Origin of the sequence: Nocardiopsis sp. TNDT3 (genome assembly GCF_003427465.1) — a bacterium.
GTDB lineage: Bacteria > Actinomycetota > Actinomycetes > Streptosporangiales > Streptosporangiaceae > Nocardiopsis > Nocardiopsis dassonvillei.
The window spans coordinates 1-2,826 of sequence record NZ_QPFC01000271.1 but is presented as its reverse complement, the minus strand read 5'-3'; the positions used below and the strand labels follow the sequence as shown (position 1 = coordinate 2,826).

The window sequence follows — 2,826 nt, the reverse complement described above, 5'->3', positions numbered from 1 at the left end:
GCCTGCGCCGGTAGACCTCGACCGAGTCGGGGCAGGAGTCCCCGGTCTCGTGGCCCGAGCGCAGGCACTCGACGAACGGACGGGTGTCGTCGAGGCTGAGGCCGACGGCCTGGAGGGTCAGGATCTCGCTGACCAGCCGGTAGTCGTCCTCGCCGTAGTCCCGGTAGCCGTTGGCCGAGCGCCGTGCGCTGAGCAGCCCCTGGGACTCGTAGAACCGCAGGGCCCGGGCCGTGGTCCCGGTACGTCGGGCGAGTTCACCGATGCGCATGGGACGACCGTAAACCCTGACGTCTACGTCAGGGCAAGGAAGCGGGCGCGTCCGGAGACGGCCGGGGCCCGCGTTCCCCGCTCAGGCTCCGTCCGCGGACCCCTCGCCACCGTCGGCGTCGGTCTCCAGGCCCTCGGCCAGACGGGTCAGCTCGTCCATGTCGGCGGGGCCGAACACGACCAGGGTCACACCCTCCTCGCGCAGGACCAGGGCGTTCTCGTCCTGGGAGGCGTGGTGCTCCCACTCGCGGCCGTCGACCTGGACCGTACCGACCCGCTCGGCGCCCGGGACCCTCTCCGCGAGGACGGCGCCGGGTTCGGCGTCGCTCTGGGTCACCATGGCGTGGCTGTCCTCGGCCGTGGCGAATCCCACGCTCCACTGGACCGGTCCGGACACGTCCACCGTGGAGCTGGTGGGCGTCCACCCCTCCTGCTCCAGGTCGGCGGAGGGCACCGTCACCGGATAGTCCGCCGCGTCGCGCAGGACGTCGGCGTCGGGCCGGTACTCCACCGACGGAATGCTCTCGCCCGAGCGCGTGGAGACCACGAACGCCATGATCAGGACGATGCCGACGATGATCCCGAGGGAGATGGCGTAGTTCTTGAAGGTCGCGCTGGACCGGCTGTACTCACTCATGACGTCTCCAGCTTGCCCCAGGTCCGGGGCCCCGCGGACCCGGGGTGCGCTTAGCGCCGGGGTTCGAGCTGGGTGAGCAGTCCGGTGATGTCGTCGGCGAGTCGGCGGGCCTCGGCGTCCTCGCGCTGGACCACCTCGGCCACGGCCAGCAGCATCGCGCCGCTCACGACGATGAGCAGGGCCTCGTCCACGGGCTCGTCGGCCTTGCGGAACAGCGCCACGTTGCGGTCGGTCCACTGGGTGAGCCGGGTCCGCAGCTGGTAGTCGAACCCGGGGGGACCGTCACCGCTGAAGAACAGCCGTGTGGTCTCCCTCTCCTCGATGCACCCCAGCAGGTAGGCGCGGGCGGCGATGTTCATCAGCCGCGTGGGGTCCTTCTCCCCCTCGGAGCGGGCCCGCACGACCGCCTGGTGGGTGCGGTCCTGCTGGCGCTGCTGGAACTCCTCGTACAGGGCGAGGTAGAGGTCGGCCTTGCCGCTGAAGTGGTGGTACAGGCTGCCGACGCTGGCCCCGGCCGCGGCGACGACCTCGCTCACCCCGGCCTTGGCGAAGCCCACCGTGCGAAAGACCTGGGAGGCCGCCTTGAGCAGGGCGCCGCGGGTGGCCGCGCCGCGCGGGGAGACCCTCGCGGGCCTGTCCGTCTTGTCCACTGTCACGCCTCACTCCAGTCCGGGTCACGCCAGAGTAGTCCGTCCCCGTCCACCCGGGACCGCCCCGAGGGGTACCCGTGGCCCCGCGGGTGTCACGTCGGGTGACTACCCTAAGACCTGCCCCCGACCTGTTCTCCCGATGGAAGGTGTGTCCATGTCGCAGTCCAGCAGCCCGCACAAGGCCCCGGATCGCAACCTCGCGCTGGAGCTGGTGCGCGTCACCGAGACCGCGGCGCTCGCCGCGGCCCGCTGGGTGGGCAAGGGTGACAAGATCGGGGCGGACGGCGCCGCGGTGCGCGGCATGCGGCACATGATCAGCACCGTGTCCATGAACGGGACCGTGGTGATCGGCGAGGGCGAGAAGGACAACGCCCCGATGCTCTACAACGGCGAGCGGGTCGGCGACGGCGGCGGCCAGGACTGGGACGTGGCCGTCGACCCGATCGACGGCACCACCCTGACCGCCATGGGCATGCCCAACGCCGTGTCGGTGATCGCGATGAGTCCGCGCAACACCATGTTCGACCCCTCCGCGGTGTTCTACATGGAGAAGCTCGCCACGGGTCCCGAGGCCGCCGACGTGGTGGACATCGCCGCTCCCGTGGCCGACAACGTCCGGGCCGTGGCCCGCGCCAAGGGCAAGTCGCCGCAGGACGTGACCGTCGTCATCCTGGACCGCCCCCGCCACAAGCAGATCGTGCAGGACGTGCGCGACGCCGGCGCCCGGATCAAGTTCATCAGCGACGGCGACGTGGCCGGAGCGATCATGGCGGCCCGGGCGGGGACCGGTGTGGACCTGCTGCTGGGCATCGGCGGCACCCCCGAGGGCATCATCACCGCGTGCGCGATGAAGTGCCTGGACGGTGTCATCCAGGGCCGTCTGTGGCCCAAGGACGAGGAGGAGCGCCGCAAGGCGCTCGACGCCGGGCACGACCTGGACCGTGTGCTGCGCACCGACGACCTCGTCTCGTCCGACGACGTGTTCTTCGCCGCGACCGGCATCACCGACGGGGAGCTGGTCGGCGGCGTCCGCTACGAGTCCGCGCGGGTCGTCACCGACTCCCTGGTCATGCGCGGCCGCAGCGGCACCGTCCGCCAGGTGCTCAGCGAGCACCGCCTGGGCAAGCTGGCCTCCTACAGCGGCGTCGACCTGACCTCGGCTCCCTACCGCGGTGAGGAGCCCGAGTCGGTCTAGGGCTGTCACACCCCCGCCGGAAGACCTCCGCGAAAGCTCCACCCCGGTGTCCCGTCCCGGCCGGTACGGGACACCGG

General features: G+C 71.4%; 4 protein-coding genes. 1 reads left to right on the top strand and 3 read right to left on the bottom strand.

Features of this window, described 5'->3' with window-relative positions:
• The 3 genes from DQW06_RS07390 to DQW06_RS07380 form a co-directional block, all read right to left on the bottom strand.
• Positions 1-268: MerR family transcriptional regulator (locus tag DQW06_RS07390; RefSeq protein ID WP_117198194.1), on the bottom strand; the 268-nt coding region annotated here is incomplete at its 3' end.
• 81 nt (positions 269-349) lie between these two features.
• On the bottom strand, positions 350-904 hold the full coding sequence (locus DQW06_RS07385) for a DUF4245 domain-containing protein (RefSeq protein ID WP_013151173.1): 555 nt from the start codon (positions 902-904) through the stop codon (positions 350-352).
• Between the two features lie 50 nt (positions 905-954).
• Positions 955-1,554 carry a TetR/AcrR family transcriptional regulator gene (locus DQW06_RS07380; protein WP_013151172.1) on the bottom strand — a complete coding sequence of 200 codons (600 nt, stop codon included), beginning with the start codon at positions 1,552-1,554 and terminating at the stop codon, positions 955-957.
• A gap of 154 nt (positions 1,555-1,708) precedes the next feature.
• Between DQW06_RS07380 and glpX the strand changes: the two genes are divergently transcribed.
• A complete protein-coding gene (gene glpX / locus DQW06_RS07375) occupies positions 1,709-2,749 on the top strand; it encodes a class II fructose-bisphosphatase (protein WP_013151171.1) in 1,041 nt (346 codons plus the stop codon).
• Positions 2,750-2,826: the final 77 nt, after the last annotated feature.

What these genes read in the sequence shown, in the direction of transcription:
- DQW06_RS07385 (WP_013151173.1), bottom strand. Translation starts at nt 904, where the DNA reads ATGAGTGAGTACAGCCGGTCCAGCGCGACCTTCAAGAACTACGCCATC.
- glpX (WP_013151171.1), top strand. Translation starts at nt 1,709, where the DNA reads ATGTCGCAGTCCAGCAGCCCGCACAAGGCCCCGGATCGCAACCTCGCG.